Here is a 20,731-nt window from a genome sequence, read left to right as displayed (position 1 = left end):
TGGTGGTTTTTTTGTTTTTAAAAATCTCACAGGTTTTAATAAAGCAGACAGAAATATACACATTAGCTATAGCTTAATAAATAGGCTAGCCGCGATTGTAGCATTTGTTTGAGCTCCTCGCAGAGAGCGAGTGTGAAAAGCGGGAAAATAGCTTCTAAAAAAATATATTTTAATACACTTTTATAAATTACGATTATAGTATTTTTACTTTTTTAAATTTTGATGATATGAAAAACTCCAAATTATTAATTATAGCAGCATTTTTTTCGATATATATTATATGGGGATCAACCTATTTATTTAATAAAATTGCGGTAACTGAATTGTCTCCTTTATTTTTAGCTTCTATTCGATTTTTAGTAGCTGGAGTATTGATTATGATTATAGCTACATTGTTAAAAATATCAATAAAGATCACGAAAAATCAACTTATAAATTCGGCCATAGCAGGTTTTTTATTTTTAGTATATGGAAATGGAGTGTTTGTTTGGGCTTTAAAGTATGTAGACACAGGTTTTGCGGCATTATTAGCATCTACACAACCATTATTTGTGCTTTTTTTATTGCGTTTAATAGATGGTAAAAAAATGCAACGAAAATCGATAATCGGAGTATTATTTGGTTTAGCGGGAATGTATTTATTGGTAAGTCAGAAAGAAATTACAACTTCTGAAGGTGGTGTTTTAGGTATTTTTATGATCTTAACCTGTGTGTTAAGTTGGAGCTACGGAAGTGTTTTTGTATCGAAAGCAGATTTACCTAAAAATTATTTGGTAGCTACGGGATATCAAATGTTAATAGCAGGATCTATATTAGTAGTGTCAAGTTTAATTTTTAAAGAAACTTGGGTTTCGCCACTAAATTGGGCTTCTAAAACACAAGGAGCAATGATATTCTTGGTTATTTTTGGAGGTATAGTTGCTTTTACAGCTTTTAATTATCTTTTAAAATCGGTATCACCAGAAAAAGTAGCAACATCGGCTTATGTAAATCCGATAATAGCCTTGTTTTTAGGTTGGAGTTTATTAGATGAGCAACTTACTGAACAATCGGTAATAGCTTCTATAATTTTACTAACAGGTGTTTATTTTATAACATCAAGAAAAAGATCGGTAAAAACAGTTGCAAGGAAAGGGTCGTAGTTAAATTCCTTTGCCTGACACAAAATTATAAGTGAGCCAAACTCATGAAAAATAGTTAAACCAGCTTCTTTTTTTCCTAAACTTTTAGGGGAGAAAAGAATATTGAATTTTAGTTTATTATTTGTTAGGTAGTTGCCTTTTGCAATTCCTTCAATTGTAAATTAATTAGAATTTTTTCCTCGTATTTTTATATCGGTAACTTTTATTTTATAAGGGCAGCTATTAGAAATTTCAAATTCAATAATTTTATTTGTATAAACTACTGTTTCTAAAATACTATAACCTTGTTAGATTTTATCGAACTCTAAACACGATGCGCTTTCAACTTCATCTTCAATACGGGAAGAAAGAGTAAAAATAAAAAGTAGTGAAAGGGTAAATAATAAGCTCTTTACTATTTTTATAATTTGTTTTTGTAAGCGGTATCAAAAATCCCACCAAACAACAAAAAACTTATTAATTTTTCCGTTCGGATTTTTTATCCAGCATAAAGGGGCTCTTTCATCCTCTAGAAAACTATTTACTTTTTCAATATAGCTTTCAAAGTTTAGCCAGTCAATATTTGTATGTGGTTTTACCAACCAATCATGTTTATTTGGAATGTGAAATTTACATTCCTTAAATTGTTCGAGATCTTTTAACCTTGCATAGAACCCAATAATACAGTCATTATTAATTAAAGGAAACTTGTTTCCATATTCTTTAAACGGAACAAATAACTGGGCTTTAAAATAGAGTTGTTGATCAATTTCGTTAGCAACTAAATTTAGTTTATCTAAATAAGTTGCGCATTGTTTAGAGTAGAGTAGTGGTAACTGTTTTTCTTTAAGTTTGGTTAGTTTTTGCACCAAAGAATCTTTTCTGTTAGGGCCAATCCAATGTGCTATTTCTGTATTTCCTACAGTATTATCGTATAGATAAAATTTGTAAACAATTTCTACATGTATTGGCTTTTCATTTTTATATAAAATACAATCTAACTCGCCTAAGGTTAACTTTTCTTGTTGAATTTGAATGTTTTCTACAATAATTTCAATAGATGGATCTTGTTGTAGCTCATAGGAAACAAAACGCTCTACTAATTTCCCTAAGCGTAAATTTTGAGTAATTACTGCGTTAAAAATAGTAGTTTTACTAGTGTTTTTCTCAAATTGTTGAAAATCAAAAACACCTTTTCCATTCCATAGAAAAGGTGTTTGTAAAAACCCTTCGTATTGTAACTGTAAGTCTTTAGATTTTTTATCCATTAAAAAGAAATTTATTCTTTTATTCTTAATTTATCTAAAACTAATTGAGTGATGTCGAAATTTTCATCAACATAGCCAAATTCATTTCCATTAGTAGTTAAAATTTGAGTATAGCCATTTGCTTTAGCAACTTCGCTAATAACTTCTCTTAATTTTTTATATAACGGACGCATATATTCTTCTCTTTGTAATTGCATCATTTTTGTGCCGTTAACACGAAAATTTTGTAAATCTTGCTCTAAAGAAATTAATTCTTGATATTTTGTTTTTTTGTCAGCTTCACTTAATGTTTTTTGACCTTCTTTAAAAGCTTGAGTTTTTGTTTGAAACTCTGTAGCTTTAATGCTAAATGAAGAGTCTAATTTTTTACCTGAATTTTCAACTCTTCGTAAAACGTTTTTCATTTGCGGCATTTTACCAATAATTAAGTCGCTATTTACAGTGCCTAATTTAGTTTGTGAAAATGCTACGGTTGATAAAAGAATTACGGCTAAAAATATAATTTTTGATTTCATTGTTTTTGTTAATTATTTCGACAAATATATAAAAGTGAGTATCCTAAGTTCTTTAAAATTCGTTAATTTTTATTTTCTAGAGACTGTATAACTTGTTTTATAGGATCTTTAAAATCAAACCAAACTATTTCTTTATCTTTTCGAAACCAAGTTCCTTGTCGTTTTGCAAAACGACGGGTATTTTTCTTAATTTCTTCAATAGCAAACTCTTTTGTGAAGTTGCCATCTAAATATTCAAATAATTCTCTATATCCAACCGTTTTTAAGGCATTTAATTTTTTATATTGATACATTGCTTTAGCTTCTTCTAATAAACCATTATCCATCATAATATCAACACGTTTATTAATACGGTCGTACATTATTTGTCTATCAGCAGTCAACCCAATTTTTATAGATTTAAAATTACGAGGAGCTTTTGGTTTGTTTTTAAAAGAAGCGTATGTTTTACCAGTACCAATACAAATTTCTAATGCACGCATTAACCGATGCGGATTATCAATAGTTATCGAATTATAAGTTTCAATGTCTAATTCTTTCAGTTTGTTCTGAAGAGGTTCCATTCCGTTTTCTTCTAATTCTTTGGTAAGATTTATTCTTATTGATGGATCAATTTCCGGAAAGTAATCTAACCCTTTCAAAACAGCATCAACATATAGCCCACTACCGCCAACCATTATTTGAATTGGATTTTTTAAGAATAATTCATCTAATTTAGTCAAAGTGTCTTTCTCAAACTGACCAACAGAATACTCTTCGAAAATGCTTTTATTTTGAATGAAATGATGTTCAGCAGCAGCCAATTCATCAGAATCGGGCACCGCAGTTCCGATGGTCATTTCTTTAAAAAACTGACGAGAATCACACGAAATAATATCACAATTAAAATGTTGTGCTAATTTTATGCTAAGTGCAGTTTTACCAATGGCTGTAGCACCAACAATAGTTATTAATATATTTTTTTGAGACATTTAATTAAGTTTTGTTCCGCAGTTATAACAAAATTCAGCATCACTTTTATGCCCCATAGTTGAACAGCCAGCGCATTTTTTTGAATCTGATAAAGTTTGTTTTTTAGCCATTTCAGAACTCACAATACCTGTAGGAATAGCAATAATAGCATATCCAATAATAACAGTAATACTTGCAATTAATTGACCCAGAGCTGTTTGAGGAGCGATGTCTCCATAGCCAACGGTTGTTAATGTTACTATAGACCAGTATATACTTCTAGGAATACTTGTAAAACCATTTTCAGCTCCTTCTATAAAATACATTACTGCCCCTAAAATAATACAAATGATAAGTACAAAATATAAAAATACCCCTATTTTGGCTTTACTAGCGTTTAAAGATTTTATTAACTGATTAGATTCCCCTACATATCTAGAAACTTTAAGGATCCTAAAGATTCGTAACAATCTAAACGCTCTTAATGCTACTAAACTATGTGAACCTATTAGAAATAAAGATAGGTATTTAGGAATGGTAGATAAAAAATCAACAATACCATAAAAACTAAAAATATATTTTGATGGTTTTTTAATAGATATTATTCTAGCAAAATATTCTATCGTAAATAAAAAGGTAATTACCCACTCAGCAGTATTTAAAAAGCTATGGTATTTAGCATCAAAACTCTCAATACTTTCAAGCATTACTAATAAAATACTAACTAAAATAGCAAATAACAGCACAAGATCAAATAACTTACCTGCCGGAGTATCTGTGCCATAAATTACATCATGTAATTTGTCTTTCCAGTTTTTAGTTTTGTTTTCCAAAAATATAAGTTTTATGATGTTTTAAACAATATTACAAATTATCTTCTACTTGTAATCTTACTATTTTTGATACTTTATTTTTCAACAAATAATTTTTAATAATTGTTTTAGCTAAATCAGTACTTTCTACAGGGGTAAGCATTGATTTTAAGATATTTAATTGGTTTTCTTGAAATGCTAAGTTTGTGTAAGTATACCCTAAAACAATGTTGTTTTCTATTAAAATAACAGCATGCTCTTCTGAGGTTCTTCCTTTATCGATAATTAATAAATTATCGTGATTAAAATCATTATCAGAAATATTTCGCTTACGAATAACGTTAAATTTAGGTTTTAACTTGGTAAGTTCTAAATGGTATTTTAAACGAGTGAAAAGTACATTACCAGTTTCTTGATGCGTAACATCATTAATTCTTTTTATTATTTTTTTAGCCTTAGGAGTGTCTTTTAGGAAGAGTTTATTTACTTCTTGTTTTATATTTTTACCTCTACCTATAAATATAATATTACCTTGCTCATTGTGCACATAAAATACACCTTGTTTTTCAGGTAATTTATCTAATATCTTTATAAAATGTTGTTTTTCTTGTCTTTTATCAGCATACTTTATTGACTGTTGAATAATACTTTTATCAACATCTTTTTCTAGCAATAATTTAAATAACTGTATGGTTGCCAAAGCATCTCCGTTTGCTCTGTGCCTGTCGGACATAGGAATGCCAATAAAACGGCATAATTTACCTAAACTGTGAGAAGGAGATTCTGGAATTAATTTTTTACTAAGCGCTACAGTACAAAGTGTATTTCTTTTAAAATCATAGCCTAAACGCTTAAACTCTATGCGTAAAATACGATAGTCAAAATTAGCATTGTGAGCAATAATAATACATCCTTCAGTAATTTCAATAATTCGTTTTGCAACCTCATGAAATTTAGGTGCATTCCGAAGCATTTTATTATTTATACCTGTTAATTTAACAACAAATTCTTGAATATCTCTTTCTGGATTTACCAAACTAATAAACTGATCGACTACTTGATGTCCATCAAATTTATGAATAGCAATTTCAGTCATTCCTTCTTCATTAAATTTACCTCCTGTCGTTTCAATATCTAAGATTGCGTACAATTCTTTTTTCTTTTTAGCTGATTAATGTAAATCTAAACAATATAATTTCGAACTCCAAAAATAGCGCTACCAATTCGTACCATATTACTACCATTTTCGATAGCTAATTGATAATCACCACTCATTCCCATTGATAATACTGATAGATTTATATGTTTTTTTTTGTTTTCGTTAAAGAAAGTAGCCAAAGAAGAAAACTCGTCCTGTAACTGCTCTTGATTATCTGTAAAAGTAGCCATTCCCATAAACCCAACAATTTTTACGTTTTGTAGTTCAGAAAATACTTCTGATGAGATAATTTCATCAATATCTAAAAAAGATAACCCAAACTTGGTATCTTCTTTTGCAATACGTGCTTGTAGTAAGCAGTTAATTACACGATCGTGTTTTTTAGCTTGTTTGTTAATTTCTTTTAAGGTTTTTAAACTATCTACTCCGTGAATTAAATCAACAAAATGCGCCATGTATTTTACTTTGTTGCGTTGTAAATGCCCAATCATATGCCATTTAATATCTTTTGGTAAGGCATCAAACTTTGTAACCATTTCCTGAATTTTATTTTCACCAAATACACGCTGACCTGCATCGTATGCTTCTTGCAGATCGGCAATAGGCTTGGTTTTAGAAACCGCAACTAAGGTTACATTTTTGGGAATTGTTTTTTTTATTTTCTGAAGATTTTCTTTAATTCCTATCATCATATCAAAATTCATAAATAGTTAAAGCACTTCTTAGTTTAGGTTCGATATAAGTAGTTTTGGGAGGCATTAACATATCCGCATCTACAATTTCTTTTAACTCGTTTATTGTAGTTGGTAACATTCCGAAGGAAACTTTAAAATCACCACTATCAACTTTTGTTTTCAGCTCTAAACTGTCTGATTTATCTTGCGAATACATTATTTTTGATGCATTTCTGATATCTTCAATTCCTAATATCGGATTTAAAATGGTTTGATACAAAATTTGAGCATCTAATTTACTTAAAGCATCTGTAAATTTATAGACAGATTTTCGCAAGTGCAAAGCGTAAAACTCTCCATTTAAATACATACTAAATTGATGTTTTTCTTTTGGCCTGTATAATTCCTGACCTCTGTTTTCTATCCTAAAAAAGGTATCTAATTCAATTAAAAACTCATCAACAGCCAGGCCGTTTAAATCTTTTATAAATCGATTAAATTCATAAATACTTAATTGACTTTCTGGCAACAAGTAGCTCATGAAGAAATTATATTTTTCGTTACCAGTATGCTCCGGATTTTCTTTTGCTAAGTTTTTTGCAAGCAAGCAAGCAGAAGTAGAGCGATGATGACCATCAGCAATATATAAAGTGTTTACTTGTGAAAAAGCATTAGAAATTTGTGCAACATCTTTTTCATCATCAATAATCCATAATAAATGTGAATCTTTATCTGTTGTAGAAAATTCGTATTCAGCTCTATTCGCTTTATATTTTTTAATTATAGAATTAATGTCATCATTATCAGGATACGTTAAAAGCACAGGTTCTGCATTAAATCCAGTGTTTTTTAAGTAATTTTCGAATAATAATTCTCTTTCTCTTAAAGTACCTTCGTGTTTTTTAATGGTATTGTTGTGGTAATCTTCTACAGAAGTTGCAGCTATAATTCCGCAAAAAGAATTGGTTGGTGTTATTTTTTGATAAATATAAAAACCAGGATTCTTATCTTTTGTAAAAACACCATCTTCTTTAAATTCTAAATAACGATTGTGCACCAATTTAAAGCGTTGATCACCAGTAATATCTTGTTTATGATATTTATAACCAGGATTAATTACATGTAAAAATGTATATGGATTAAAAGCTAATTTAGCGTTTAACATTTCTGGTGGATAAACTTCATATGATTTAGAAGATACCATGGCAACTTTATCTCGAGTTGCTCGTACTGCTTTAAATGGTTTTACAATTGCCATTAATAATTTGAGTTTTTAGTGTAAAGAATTAATAATTTTATCAGCCAACTCTGTACCTATTTTATGCTGTGCTTCTATAGTGTAAGAAGCAATATTAGGAGTTAAAGAAAGCTCAGGATTCATCAATAATTGAATCTCTGGATTTGGTTGATTTTCGAAAGTATCTAAACCAGCATATTTTACTTTACCACTTTCTATAGCGTTAATTAAGGCAACCTCATCTACCAATCCGCCTTGAGCAACATTAATAAAACCAACTCCGTCTTTCATTTTTTCAAATTCTTTGACTCCAATTAGATGGTTTTCTTGTGCAGACAAATGTAAGCTGATAAAATGTGCTTCTTTTAATAACTCATCAGAACTTAACATATCAACTTCAATATCAATAATTTTACCGTTAAAAAACTCCACCGGAATTGTTATCGTATTTTCGAAGTTAACATCAAAGGCAATCACTTTCATTCCTAGTCCTAAAGCGAGTTTAGCTACTTGTTGTCCTGCAGCACTCATACCAATAATACCAAGGGTTTTACCACGTAATTCGGTTCCGTTAGAAAATTGAGATTTTAAAGCATTAAAACTTACATCGCCTTCTAAAGGCATTTCTCTGTTGGCTTGGTGTAAATAACGTGCCATTCCTAATAAATGCGCAAAAACTAATTCGGCAACAGCATTGGCACTAGCATCAGAAATATTTACAACTTGTAAACCAGCTTCTTCTGCATAAGCAACATCTATATTGTCGTTATCTGTGCTTGCGTTTGCAATTAACTTTAAGGTTGGACAATTATCTATAAGTTCAGCATGTATTTCTGTAGTATTTTTAATAATGATGGCATTAATTTCTTCGTCATTAATAAAATTATCTAACTGCTCTTGGGCAACTTTAGTAACTATTACTTCAAATCCTGCATTTTCTAAAGTAGATTTTCCACTTTCTGAGATTCCGTCGTTTGCTAATATTTTCATTTTTATTTTATAATGTCATTGCGAGGAATAAAATGACGTGGCAATCTTTATAAACAGATTCCTTCACTTTGTTCGGAATGACGTTTGTATTATGCTTTTCGTTCTAATTCTTGCATTACATCTACCAATGCTTGCACACTATATAATGGTAATGCGTTGTACATGCTTGCTCTATAACCACCAACACTTCTGTGACCGTCTAAACCATTAATATTGGCTTCTTTCCACATGGTGTTAAATGTTTCTTTTAAATTATTGTCTGTTAAAGAAAAGGTAGCGTTCATATGGCTTCTATCTTCTTTAACAACAGCTCCTTTAAATAAAGGGTTTCTATCTACTTCACTATATAAAAGGGCTGATTTTTGATTGTTTACTTTTTCTATAAATTCAATTCCGCCTATATCTTTCAACCATTCTAAAGTTAACATTGATGTATACACCGCAAAAACAGGAGGCGTATTAAACATGCTATCTTTATCAATAAAAGTTTGATAATTTAACATTGATGGAATCTCGCGTGTTACTTTTCCTAAAATATCTTCTTTTACAATTACTAACGTTGTTCCTGCAGGGCCCATATTTTTTTGAGCGCCAGCATAGATTAAATCAAACTTAGAAAAATCTAATTGGCGAGAAAAAATATCAGAACTCATATCGCAGATTAACGGAACATCTGTTTCTGGAAAACTTTTCATTTGCGATCCGTAAATTGTATTGTTACTCGTGCAATGAAAATAATCTACATCCGCAGGGATTTCATATCCTTTAGGAATGTAATTAAAGTTTTTATCTTCGGATGAAGCTACCTCAACCAATTCGCCAAATAATTTTGCTTCTTTAATTGCTTTAGAACTCCAAGTACCGGTATTTAAATACGCCGCTTTTTTGTTTAGTAGATTGTAAGCAGTCATTAAAAATTGATTGCTTGCACCGCCTTGTAAAAACAGCGCTTTGTAGCCTTTGTTTTCTAGGCCTAATAATTCTAAAGCTAAACTTCGTGCGTTTTCAATAACAGCAACAAAAGGTTTACTTCTGTGCGATATTTCTAACAACGATAAATTATCATCATTAAAGTTTATAATAGCTTCAGAAGCTTTTTGCAACACTTCTTCAGGTAAAATACACGGGCCTGCACTAAAGTTATGTTTTTTCATTATTTAGTAGTGTTTTGTTAGCACAAAGGTGCGAAATTTATAAGGAGTTTATCTTTAAATTTTTGATAAAAATTCTAAGGTATTTACGCCGTCAGCATAGTCCCATAACTGCGGATTCTGTGTTTCGCCAAAAGCAATTTCTCCTTCCATAAAATTATTGGCAACGACACACTGTGTTTTTTCTTCGTCTTGCTTTAGTTTTGTTTTTAAATCATCTGCATTGTCGTAATATTCGTAAAAAACAGAGGCGATAGGAGAGGCGTAGCTTTGATCTTCTTTAATCATTAAAAAGCCGTTTTCTAAAATATCAAACTCGCTCATTAAATACACCGCTTTGTTGTAGTCGTAATTATTGGCATATTTTGCGTTGTTGATAATTTCTTGTTTGTTAAACATTCCCGTAAAAAAAGGATCAAAATTATAATCTTTAGGAACATATAGTTTAGATACCGAACGACAACCTAATCCGAAGTAACAAAATACATCGTTACTTAAATTCTCAAAATCTTGTGCCGTTTCGTTTCCTGTTAAAACAGCAACTGAATTTCTGCTTTTTCTAATAATACTAGGTTTGTCTTTAAAATAATATTCGAAATAACGCGCAGTATTATTACTTCCTGTAGCTATTACAGCATCAAAACCAGTTAATTTTTGCTCAGTAAATGTAATTTTACCTTTTAATTCTGGTTGAACATATTCTAAATACTTAGCTAAAAAAGGCAATAAGTTTTTATCATTAGAAGATTGTTTAACTAAAACCGAATGCCCAGAAATTAAAACAGATAAAAAGTCATGAAACCCGACTAACGGAATATTTCCGGCCATAATAACGGCAACTTGCTTGATGTCGTTTTTACCTAAATTTTCGTTAGTAATCCATTGTTGAATATTTTCGTTTGTTAAGGCTTTAGACCAACTTTCGGTAGCAAACAACAGGTTTTCTTTGGTAAACCAAGTATTCTTTTCTCCTGCTATTTTTAATTGATGTTTGAATCCGTCAAAAAACAAATCATTGAATTGGATATCGTTTTTTTGAGCAGTTTCTTTTTGGGTAAACTGACCTAAAAATTTCCCTAATTCTACAAAAGCTGAAATTCTATTTTGGATTGTATCCATTATATTTTGTTTCTAAGTTAATTTGGAACTATTTTTGCGATTGCAAAGTTACAAAACTGAAACAGATTAATTATGGCAATTATTATAACAGATGAATGTATAAATTGTGGTGCATGTGAACCAGAATGTCCGAATACAGCAATTTATGAAGGAGCTGATGATTGGAAATATGCAGACGGAACAGATTTAACTGGAAATGTTGTATTACCAAATGGTAAAAAAGCAAATGCAGATGAAACTCAAGAGCCTATTTCTGATGAGATATATTACATTGTTGCAGACAAGTGTACAGAATGTAAAGGTTTTCATGAAGAGCCTCAATGTGCGGCAGTTTGTCCTGTAGATTGTTGTGTGCCTGATGATGATAACGTTGAAACAGAAGAAGCGTTGTTGGCTAAGCAGAAGTTTATGCATAACGAATAAAAATATTTTAGAAATATAAAAAAAGTCCTGAGTTTAGCTCAGGACTTTTTTTTGTAAAAAAAAGCCGAAATCTTTACGATTCCGGCTTTTTATCAAATAATTATATAAAAAACGTGTAATATTAAAATTGATAATTAACCGATAAGTTAAACATTGTACCTAATTGACTAAAATGGTAACCATCATAAGTCATTTGAGAGTAACGTTGATTAAATGTAATTAAATTAGATTGCACTTGAGTTTGAGCAGGATCTGCTAATATTGCCGAACCAGCTGAATTTTCAGCCTTAAAAGACCATTCAGGTAATACATTTAATAAATTATTTACATTTAAAGCAACTGTCCAATGGCTATCTACGTTAAAATTTATTCCTAAATCTGTAACAATTTTAGGTGTAAATTCTGTTCTTAAGTTAGCATCCATTCCTTGCTGTTTAAATGTAGTTTTACCAAAATATGTATTGTTCAGTGAGATTCCGAATTTACCAACATCATAAGTTGTTCCTAAAATCCATTTTGTTTTCGGTCTAGAAGTAAAAAATAAAGCTTCTTGTGTATCATTTACTACAGACTGACCAGCATCAGCAACTATTTTTGGATTTTTAACAGCGCCATCTCTTTCGTTTTCAATAGTGTAGTTACCAGATAAATTGAAACCTAATACCCCAGAACCTAATTCAATTTTATTATAACCAAGCACTACATCTAAACCAGATGTTTTAGTATCTAAAGCATTTACAAAGAAACTTAAGTCACTTAAGTTATTAGCGTTTAAAACTTGATCTAAGGCTGTATTACCAATACTGTTTCCAACAGCATCTGTAGCCGTTTTTCCTATTTCAGTACTTAAAATAATTCTATCTTTTACAGCAATATTATAATAATCAACAGTAAAACTTAAGTGTTTGTTTACTTTACCACCTACACCTACTGTTAAATTTGTAGATTCTTCTGCGTCTAATTTAGGAATACCTAAAAGTTTTGCTTGAGATGATACATTATTAATTAAACCACCAACTTGTATTCCTTGACCAGGAACAAAGCTATACTGTGCTTTTTGAGTGTAAATTTGATGTAATGTTGGGGCTCTAAATCCTGTAGAAACAGATCCTCTTAAAGTATATTTATCTGAAAGTTTGTATCTAGAGCTTAGTTTCCATATAAATGTACTACCAAAATCAGAATAGTTTTCAGCTCTTATTGTTCCGCTAACAAGAAAATCTTTTGAAATATCCCAATCTAAACTAGCATATCCTCCTAAATTATAACGGCTAAATTTACCTGAATTTTCAGGGCTATTACCTGCAAAAGAATCTGCACCACCACCATCATAAGAACCTAATTCTCCTTCAATAACTTCAAAAAGTTCAGCTCTAAATTCAGAACCAAAAGCAATACTTACTTTATCTGAAAGTATTCTTGAAATATCCATATTACCAACATTGTGAGAAAAAGAAGTTCCTCCTGGATCAAATGAACGTTTACTGTTTTCTCTATATAATTGAGATCCTTCTGTTAATTCTCCTGCATCTACTGTTCCATTATTATTAGCATCAATCCATGTTGAAGGAGAGTATACCACATTTCTGTTGTGAGAATTACTTACTTTGTAGGTTTGTGAATTACCCCCAGTTGTAAAACTTACATCAATATTCCAATCATTCTTTTTAGTTCTAAAACCAATAGTAGCATTATAGTCATTTAATTCTCCTTCAAAGGTTGGTACATAACCATCATATCCTTTTTTGGCACCTAGATTATTCGGATTGTTCCCAGGGAAAAAATCTGCTAAATAAGGCATGCTTTCTACAGTTCTCCAATATGGAGTTCTATAATTTGCAAAAGAATTTACTTTTTTATAAACGTAGGCTGCATTCCCATACATTTCGGTATTATCACTTATGTTAAAGCCAGCATTTATAGAGAATTTGGCAACAGCATTTTCTGGAGAACCATTAATATTACCTGCATCAGGTCTTCTTCCAATAAATTCATTAACAAATGATCTGCCAGATGTATTGGCAGCTGTAATAGCTGATAGTTTTGTGCTATACTCTGTAGTTCCTACATAATTGTTAGTAAATTCTGTATTAGCTTGATCTACGGACATACCAGTTAAATCTGTACCACCTAAAGAGGTCCCTTCAAGATAGCTACTATAGCTATTAGGGTTTGTGTGTACAAAATCTGCATAATCACCATCAGCATTTACTTTTCCAGGCCTATTTGATATAGCTGTTTTAGAAAAATCAGCAGTATAATTAACGAAACCTTTATTGTCACCAATAGTGGTTCCATTATTAATAGCTACGCCTAGCATTTCTCCATCACCTTCACTTGTAATACCTGATCTAAAAGTAGCAGATCCATTTTTAGCATCATCTTTTAAAATAATATTAATAACACCAGCAATAGCGTCAGAACCGTATTGAGCAGAAGCCCCGTCTCTAAGTACTTGTACACTTTTAATAGCGTCTGTTGGTATACCAGAAATATCAGAACCTGTTTCACCACGTCCAGGAGAAGTTTGTGTATATAGCAAAGCACTTAAGTTTTTACGTTTACCATTAATTAATATTAAGGTTCTACTTGGTCCCATATTTCTAATTTCATACGGGTCTAGTAAAGACGTAGCATCATTAACAGGTGTTTGTACCGTATTAAATGAAGGTATTTTGTATTGTAAAGCTTTATCAAAGCTAGCTTGTCCTGTAGATTGTAAGTCTTTAGAAGAAACGATATCTATAGGTAAAGCACTAGATGTATTACTTCTAGCAGGAGTTCTTGATCCTGTTATGATTACTTCATCTAACTGTAAACCTTCTTTTAGAATAATTTTAAATTTAGAAGTACTATTTACGGCTATTTCTTGAGTTTCAAAACCAGAAAAACTAATAACTAAAGTAGCTCCAGCTTCTACCGTTAATTTAAATGCTCCATTAAAATCAGAATTTGTTCCGTTAGAAGTTCCTTTTTCAACAATATTGGCTCCTGGTAAAGGTTGATTACGACTATCTACTATAGTACCAGAAATTTGTGATTGTGACCACATAAAACTACTAAGTGATAGAAATAGAAGTAAAAGTTTAAAGTTTTTCATAAAAAGTTATTTAATTAATAATTTGAGTGTTAATAATTTACGGTTAATTTAACTAAATAAATTATTGGTTATATTATTAATAAGGAGTGTGTATTAGTATTATACTCACTAATTTAACATTTTTTTTAGAAAATTATAGAACTTAAATTATTGCGGACTATAAAAGGAGTTTGTAAAAGAGGAAAATAAGCTTTTGTAATAGTTATTATAATTTTTAAAAAGAAAATTGAAGTTTAGTGTAATAAAAGGCACCGCTGCTTCCCATTTGGGTTGAATCCCAAGCTCCTCCGCTGTCTGTATATTTATCTTGAGTGGTTGGATAATTATTAAATAGGTTAGTTATACCAGTTTGATAACTCATGTTTTTTAATAAATGATAGCGTACATGTAAATCAACTGTATATTTTGATTTATAATTATCTGTAGCGGCTATGATACGATCACTTTCAGAATTATTAAATAAACTAAGGTCTTTGCTTATTTTCCAGTCGATTAACTGCACACTACTAAACCTGGTAATATTTGCATTTATGTTAATTTTATTTTTTTTAAAATTAAAGTTTAAGCCAAATTTACTTTTTGGAGCCGATGCTAGTAGGAAATGACGCTCTCTTATACCAAAAAAAGTTTCTTTATTTAAGTTTTTGTTATTAACATTATCTATTCTCATAGTATTAATATTTCCAAAGAAGTTAATTGAAAACGTTGAGCTATTAATTTTTTTAAACCAATTCATTTTAATATCTAATCCATAGGTTGTTGTATTTACTCCATTAGCAAAAAACTGTACGTTATCTACATTAAACCCCAAAGGAGCGGCATCAAAATTTCCACTCAATATAATTCTATCTTTTATTGAAATGTAGTATGAATCAAGACTAAGGCTAAAGTTTTTTTTAGGCTTAAAGGCAACACCAGCACTTATATTTTTAGCTTTTTCTTCTTTTAATTTTCCAATTCCAAATTTTCTTATGATTGGATTGTTGTTTGCAATTAACAAAGACTCAGTTGGTTCATTACCCATATAATTAGTAAAGGCTAAATTGTAATATATTTGGGCTAATGAAGGAGCTCTAAAACCTGTACTAAATGAGCTTCTTAAGTTAAGAGTAGGCAAAAGCTTTATTCTGGTGGCTAATTTATAGTTAAGAGTACTACCAAAGTCGCTATAATTTTCGTGTCTTAAAGCAGTAGCAATCATCCATTTTTCAGTAAAATCAAACTCACTATCTATATAAAAACTTGAATTTCTACGATTTTTTTTTAATTCATTTTGTGGAGAATATCCAGGAAACCCTTGTGAACCTCCTGGGCGAATTTTATTATTTAAAGTAACCAAGTTTTCTAATGGAGTGGTAGAGTTTACAGTATTTCCATTTATATCATAAGAGTCATAAGAAGCTTTTTCTCCTGCAAAAATTTCATAATTCTCAACTCGGTGTTCTATACCAAAAGCTATATTTATACCTTTAAGATAATGTTTAAAATTTTTAGAAAAATCGATACTAGTGCTATTTTGATTTAGTAAATGTCCACCAGCATCAAACTCTGTAGGAGATTTTTTTAATAAAGTAGCATTCAATGTCTCTTTAATAAAGTAATGAAAATTATTAATACCATAGGTATTGTTAAAATCAATTGTCCAGTTTTTATAACTCGATTTTATTCCCAAAGAAAACGATTTATCAGAAACGAGTGAAGTTATTAAAGGATTAAATCCGTTGGGATAAATGTCAGTTACATTTCTCTTACTATCTGGTTTTCTTGAAAAAGCATAAGCTTCCGTGTTTTTTAAATTATATCCACCGTTGGCATAAATAATAAATTTATTTGTGATAGGGATTTCAGAATTAAAGAAAGTACTTATGTTTTTTATGGCTGCATCTCCAAATTTTTGCCTCAGAGGACTAGCACTTCTAAAGGTATGATCTTTAGATAAAAATTCAGTTGAAATATTCAAGAATCCTTTCTTAAGTATTTTTGTACCGTAATTCATATCAACTTTATACGTAATACCATCAATACCTTTTGTTTTAAGGTCTTTGTTGATGGTGGCATTGTTAAAGCCTAAAGTTGTATTTATTTTAAGAGAATTTTTATTTTTTTTTAATATAATATTAATTACACCAGCAATGGCATCTGAACCATATTGAGCGGAAGCACCATCTTTTAATATTTCAATTTTTTTTATGGCAGAAACAGGAATTGTGTTTAAATCTGTACCCGAATTTCCTCTTCCTCTTGTACCGTATAAATTTATAAGTGATGCTTGATGCCTTCTTTTACCATTAATAAGAACTAATGTTTGGTCGGGACCTAAACCTCTATAAGTGGCAGGTGTAATATGGTCAGTACCATCTGCGCCAGATTGTTTTGTTGCGTTGAAAGAAGGAATGCTGTATTGCAAAAATTGATTAATTTCTAACAAATCACTTTGTAATGAAATGTCATTTAAATCAATAATATCGGTAGCGATAGCAGCATCTTTTTTTTTTCTTAAGCTATTTCTAGAGCCAACAATTAAAATTTCATCTAATTTTAATCCTGATTGTAATATTATTTTTAGTTTTGTATTAAAAGAACTAATAGTTTGTGACTCGTACCCTACATGTGCAATAATTATAGGTTTATTTTTATTTAGTTTTATAGTAAAAGAACCATCATCAGAAGTAACTGTACCGTTGTATGTTTCGCTTTCAATAACACTAGCGCCCTTTATAGGGCTGTAATCAGTATTAAGAACAACGCCTGTAATTGTTTTTTTAGAGGTTTCTACATAGTTTTTAATGGCAACTAAGGTATTTGTTGTTCTGCTTTTAATCGTCTTTGTATTATTATAAATAACATAATAGTTGTTACCTAGATAATCTAACTTTAAAGAGGTGTTTTTTTTAAACAGATGTAAAGCATTTTTTAAAGAAAGGTCTTTAAAGCTGGATTTATCAATAAATTTTTCTTTTAAAATTGTAGGATTATAGGTGAAGTAGATGTTGTGTCTTTCACTTAAAGAATTAAGTAATTGTACAGCAGATATTTTATTTTCATGAAACTCTTGACTGTATAGTGAAACAGTAAAACATAAAAATCCGAAGATAATTATGTTAGATGAAAAGCGATTTTTTAAAAATTTTAAGGGTTTGATGAAAAGTAATATTATTTTTTAGAAACGACTAATTTAGCTTTTTCTTTTGTAATTATAACATTTGCAGACTTTTCTATAGCTTTTAAACAAATATTTAGGTTGGTGGTTGGAACAGTACCTGTAATTAAAGTATTCTTTATTTCTGTGTTTTTGAAAATAATTTTATAACCATAAGTTTCAGTAACCTTACTTAACGCATCAATTAATGTTGAGTTATTAAATATTAAAGTACCATTTTTCCAAGAAATTTTTTCTGCAGAAAGTACACTTTTATCATTATCTAAAATTTTATTTTGTTTTGAAGAAAAAGAAATAAAATCACCAGGAAGCATTTTTTTTGAGTTTCCATTTTTTAAAGACAGCCATATATTCCCTTCTTCTAAAAATACCTGTGTTTTTTCTTTTCGTGAATTTACATTAAAAACGGTACCATAAACTTCAACTTTTAAGTCGTCTGTAAATACCCAAAATTTGGCATTTGTTGATTTTTTCTTATCTACTTGAAAATAAGCCTCGCCTTTTAACCAAACCTTTCTAGAGTTGTCTTTAGCATAAGACAACGTTGAGTTTGCATTTAAGGTAACTGTACTACCATCTTGAAGTTTTAATTTTAGAATTTCTCCAAACCCTGTAGTATAGGTTTTGATAGGAGTGTTAAAATTAAAAAAAGCAACAGAAAAAAATAAAATAGCAATTGCAGCAACACCAGCCCACTTATTTTTAATAAAAATATTTTTTTTAGATATTTTTTGGTTTTCTAAAAGCTTTTTTTCAATAGCAGTCCATTCAAAATTTACTTTTTCTTCAGAAACTGTATTTTGTTTAAACTGTAATCCAATAATAATATCTTTAGCTTCTTTAACAAGTTCTTTTTTATCAGCATTGTTTTTTAGCCAATGATTCCAAAAAGTAACATCACTTAATTTAGTATTTAGCGCCCAGTTTTTAAAAGAGGGGTCATTTAAAAAGTCGTTAATATTATGGTATGATTTGTTTGTCATTATGTGATATAGGGAAAACGTATGCTTATATAGTTATAAGTACTTAATATAAAGTATATACTCTTTTTAAGAATGCGAATTTAAGAATTAAATAATTGCAAAATTTGAATTTCTTCTCTCAAACTTTTTATTGCTTTATGAATGTTATTTACTACGCTTTGATAGTTAATTTTCATAACGTCGGCAATTTCTTGAGTTTTAAGGTTACAATTATATTTTAAATACAAAACTTCACGTTGTCTTTTTGGGAGTTTATTCAATAAAACAGTTAAATTTTTGTTCCTAAAAGTAGTGGATTCTTGATGTGTAAGAAGTTCTTCTGGTGTAAACTGAATATCAATAATGTTCTCATCAATATTTCTTACCATTCTTGATTTTTGGTTTTTTTGAAGTATTTTAATGATATACCGTCTATATGAAGTAAATAAGTATGGAGTAATGTTACTTAAATCACTTAAGTTTTCTCTATGTTCATAAACATATATAAAAAAGTCTTGGAGAGAATCTTCTGTTATTGTTTTATTGCCAGAAATTTTTAAACCATAGTTAAATAAACTAGAATAATAGTTTTTAAACAGCGCTTCAAAAGCCTTTAAATCGCCCTCTTTTAAGGATTTCCATAAAATTTTGTCAGACAATTTTTTCATAAACAAAAATGAATGTTTAGCTTAATTTTTTTGAAATATAATGAAAAATATTTATTTATTTAATATTGAACAGAATTCAACATTAAATAAAGGTCAGGAATTCAAAGCAAAATAGTATATTTGCCAACGCAAATTTTCAATAAAAGAACAGAATGAAAGCAGGAATTGTAGGGTTACCAAACGTAGGGAAATCAACGTTATTTAATTGTTTATCTAATGCAAAAGCGCAAAGTGCCAACTTTCCTTTTTGTACTATAGAACCTAATATAGGTGTTGTAAATGTACCAGATCCTAGAATTCAGGTTTTAGAAGGAATGGTAAATCCAGAAAGAGTAATGCCTGCAACTGTTGAGATTGTTGATATTGCCGGCTTGGTAAAAGGAGCAAGTAAAGGAGAAGGATTAGGAAACCAATTTTTAGCGAATATTCGTGAAACAGATGCAATTATTCATGTTTTACGTTGTTTCGATAACGACAATATTATTCATGTTGACGCTTCTGTAGATCCTATTAGAGATAAAGAAACGATTGATATTGAATTACAATTAAAAGATTTAGAAACTGTTCAGAAGCGTTTAGAGCGTGTAAAGAGAACCGCTAAAACTGGTAATAAAGAAGCACAAATAGAATTAGAAATTCTATTAAGAGTTGAAGAAACTTTATTAAAAGGAGTTTCAGTAAGAGCTATAGAGTTTTCAGAAAAAGACCAAGAAATTGTTCAAACATTACAGTTTATTACTGCAAAGCCAGTATTATATGTATGTAATGTTGATGAAGGAGCTGCTGTAAACGGTAACGATTATGTTACTAAAGTAAGAGAAGCTGTAAAAGATGAAAATGCTGAAGTAATTGTTTTAGCAGTTGGTACAGAAGCAGATATTACGGAGTTAGACGATTACGAAGAGCGCGAAATGTTTTTAGCTGATATGGGCTTAAAAGAAGCAGGAGCTTCTGTTTTAATTAGAGCAGCTTATAAATTATTAAACTTACAAACTTATTTTACCGTAGGAGTAAAAGAAGTAAGAGCTTGGACTATTAATGTAGGAGATACAGCACCACAAGCAGCCGGAGTAATTCACACCGATTTCGAAAAAGGTTTTATCCGTGCCGAAGTAACTAAATACGAAGATTATACTACTTTAGGTGGTGAGCAAAAAGTAAAAGAAGCAGGTAAATTAGGTATCGAAGGTAAAGAGTACATCGTGCAAGATGGTGATATTATGAATTTTAGATTTAACGTTTAAAATACTAGTTTGGGCGTTCGAGCGGGCTTTCATTATTCGCTTTTTTTATTGTATGCTCGATAATAATTTACGGAAAAGCAAATTCACTCGAATTGACAATAAAAAAGAGCTCAAACAAACCATTCAATCCTTAACGCAAAAAAACAAAATACACAAACGCTGTCGATTCATCTACAG

17 protein-coding genes are annotated in these 20,731 nt (G+C 30.1%); 3 read left to right on the top strand and 14 right to left on the bottom strand.

Annotated features, from left to right (window positions below):
• Positions 1-227 precede the first annotated feature (227 nt).
• The gene (locus tag ACQ629_RS02595) at positions 228-1,142 is read left to right on the top strand and encodes an EamA family transporter (RefSeq protein ID WP_483706404.1); all 915 of its coding nucleotides are present in this window, start codon (positions 228-230) and stop codon (positions 1,140-1,142) included.
• A gap of 425 nt (positions 1,143-1,567) precedes the next feature.
• On the opposite strand, the gene ACQ629_RS02590 is transcribed toward ACQ629_RS02595, so the two are convergent.
• The 10 genes from ACQ629_RS02590 to ACQ629_RS02545 form a co-directional block, all read right to left on the bottom strand.
• The gene (locus ACQ629_RS02590) at positions 1,568-2,389 is read right to left on the bottom strand and encodes a DUF1853 family protein (RefSeq protein WP_483706403.1); all 822 of its coding nucleotides are present in this window, start codon (positions 2,387-2,389) and stop codon (positions 1,568-1,570) included.
• An 11-nt stretch (positions 2,390-2,400) separates the two neighbouring features.
• Positions 2,401-2,904 carry an OmpH/Skp family outer membrane protein gene (locus ACQ629_RS02585; RefSeq protein WP_483706402.1) on the bottom strand — a complete coding sequence of 168 codons (504 nt, stop codon included), beginning with the start codon at positions 2,902-2,904 and terminating at the stop codon, positions 2,401-2,403.
• 62 nt (positions 2,905-2,966) lie between these two features.
• Positions 2,967-3,875, bottom strand: a complete 909-nt coding sequence (miaA, locus tag ACQ629_RS02580) for a tRNA (adenosine(37)-N6)-dimethylallyltransferase MiaA (RefSeq protein WP_483706401.1) — start codon at positions 3,873-3,875, stop codon at positions 2,967-2,969.
• Positions 3,876-4,688 carry an ion transporter gene (locus ACQ629_RS02575; RefSeq protein ID WP_483706400.1) on the bottom strand — a complete coding sequence of 271 codons (813 nt, stop codon included), beginning with the start codon at positions 4,686-4,688 and terminating at the stop codon, positions 3,876-3,878.
• 31 nt (positions 4,689-4,719) lie between these two features.
• Complete coding sequence (locus tag ACQ629_RS02570) at positions 4,720-5,817, bottom strand: exonuclease domain-containing protein (RefSeq protein ID WP_483706399.1); 1,098 nt, start codon at positions 5,815-5,817, stop codon at positions 4,720-4,722.
• 32 nt (positions 5,818-5,849) lie between these two features.
• Positions 5,850-6,515, bottom strand: a complete 666-nt coding sequence (locus ACQ629_RS02565) for a YggS family pyridoxal phosphate-dependent enzyme (RefSeq protein ID WP_483706398.1) — start codon at positions 6,513-6,515, stop codon at positions 5,850-5,852.
• A 4-nt stretch (positions 6,516-6,519) separates the two neighbouring features.
• Entirely contained in the window at positions 6,520-7,758 is a 1,239-nt protein-coding gene (locus ACQ629_RS02560) for a DUF1015 domain-containing protein (protein ID WP_483706397.1), read from the bottom strand.
• Between the two features lie 15 nt (positions 7,759-7,773).
• Positions 7,774-8,727 (bottom strand): NAD(P)-dependent oxidoreductase, encoded by a 954-nt coding sequence (locus tag ACQ629_RS02555; RefSeq protein WP_483706396.1) that lies wholly within the window; start codon positions 8,725-8,727, stop codon positions 7,774-7,776.
• A gap of 89 nt (positions 8,728-8,816) precedes the next feature.
• Positions 8,817-9,881, bottom strand: coding sequence for a 3-phosphoserine/phosphohydroxythreonine transaminase (gene serC / locus ACQ629_RS02550; protein WP_483706395.1), 1,065 nt, complete (start codon positions 9,879-9,881; stop codon positions 8,817-8,819).
• 54 nt (positions 9,882-9,935) lie between these two features.
• Positions 9,936-10,997 carry an acyl-CoA reductase gene (locus ACQ629_RS02545; protein ID WP_483706394.1) on the bottom strand — a complete coding sequence of 354 codons (1,062 nt, stop codon included), beginning with the start codon at positions 10,995-10,997 and terminating at the stop codon, positions 9,936-9,938.
• A gap of 72 nt (positions 10,998-11,069) precedes the next feature.
• Here ACQ629_RS02545 and ACQ629_RS02540 point away from each other — a divergent pair, with 72 nt between their 5' ends.
• Positions 11,070-11,420, top strand: a complete 351-nt coding sequence (locus tag ACQ629_RS02540; protein WP_483706393.1) for a 4Fe-4S dicluster domain-containing protein — start codon at positions 11,070-11,072, stop codon at positions 11,418-11,420.
• A 121-nt stretch (positions 11,421-11,541) separates the two neighbouring features.
• Here ACQ629_RS02540 and ACQ629_RS02535 read toward each other — a convergent pair whose 3' ends face one another.
• From ACQ629_RS02535 to ACQ629_RS02520, 4 genes are all read right to left on the bottom strand, one after another.
• Complete coding sequence (locus ACQ629_RS02535) at positions 11,542-14,520, bottom strand: TonB-dependent receptor (protein WP_483706392.1); 2,979 nt, start codon at positions 14,518-14,520, stop codon at positions 11,542-11,544.
• 214 nt (positions 14,521-14,734) lie between these two features.
• Positions 14,735-17,308: a TonB-dependent receptor gene (locus tag ACQ629_RS02530; RefSeq protein WP_483707146.1), complete on the bottom strand. Its 2,574-nt coding sequence runs from the start codon at positions 17,306-17,308 to the stop codon at positions 14,735-14,737.
• Between the two features lie 365 nt (positions 17,309-17,673).
• Complete coding sequence (locus ACQ629_RS02525) at positions 17,674-18,663, bottom strand: FecR family protein (RefSeq protein WP_483706391.1); 990 nt, start codon at positions 18,661-18,663, stop codon at positions 17,674-17,676.
• A gap of 80 nt (positions 18,664-18,743) precedes the next feature.
• Positions 18,744-19,310, bottom strand: coding sequence for an RNA polymerase sigma factor (locus ACQ629_RS02520; protein WP_483706390.1), 567 nt, complete (start codon positions 19,308-19,310; stop codon positions 18,744-18,746).
• 152 nt (positions 19,311-19,462) lie between these two features.
• Between ACQ629_RS02520 and ychF the strand changes: the two genes are divergently transcribed.
• Positions 19,463-20,554 (top strand): redox-regulated ATPase YchF, encoded by a 1,092-nt coding sequence (gene ychF / locus ACQ629_RS02515; protein WP_483706389.1) that lies wholly within the window; start codon positions 19,463-19,465, stop codon positions 20,552-20,554.
• The last annotated feature ends 177 nt before the right edge of the window (positions 20,555-20,731 follow it).

This window comes from Tenacibaculum sp. SM2510, from assembly GCF_057002845.1.
The sequence above is the reverse complement of the archived record's forward strand: the minus strand, read 5'-3'. Positions and strand labels throughout refer to the sequence as shown.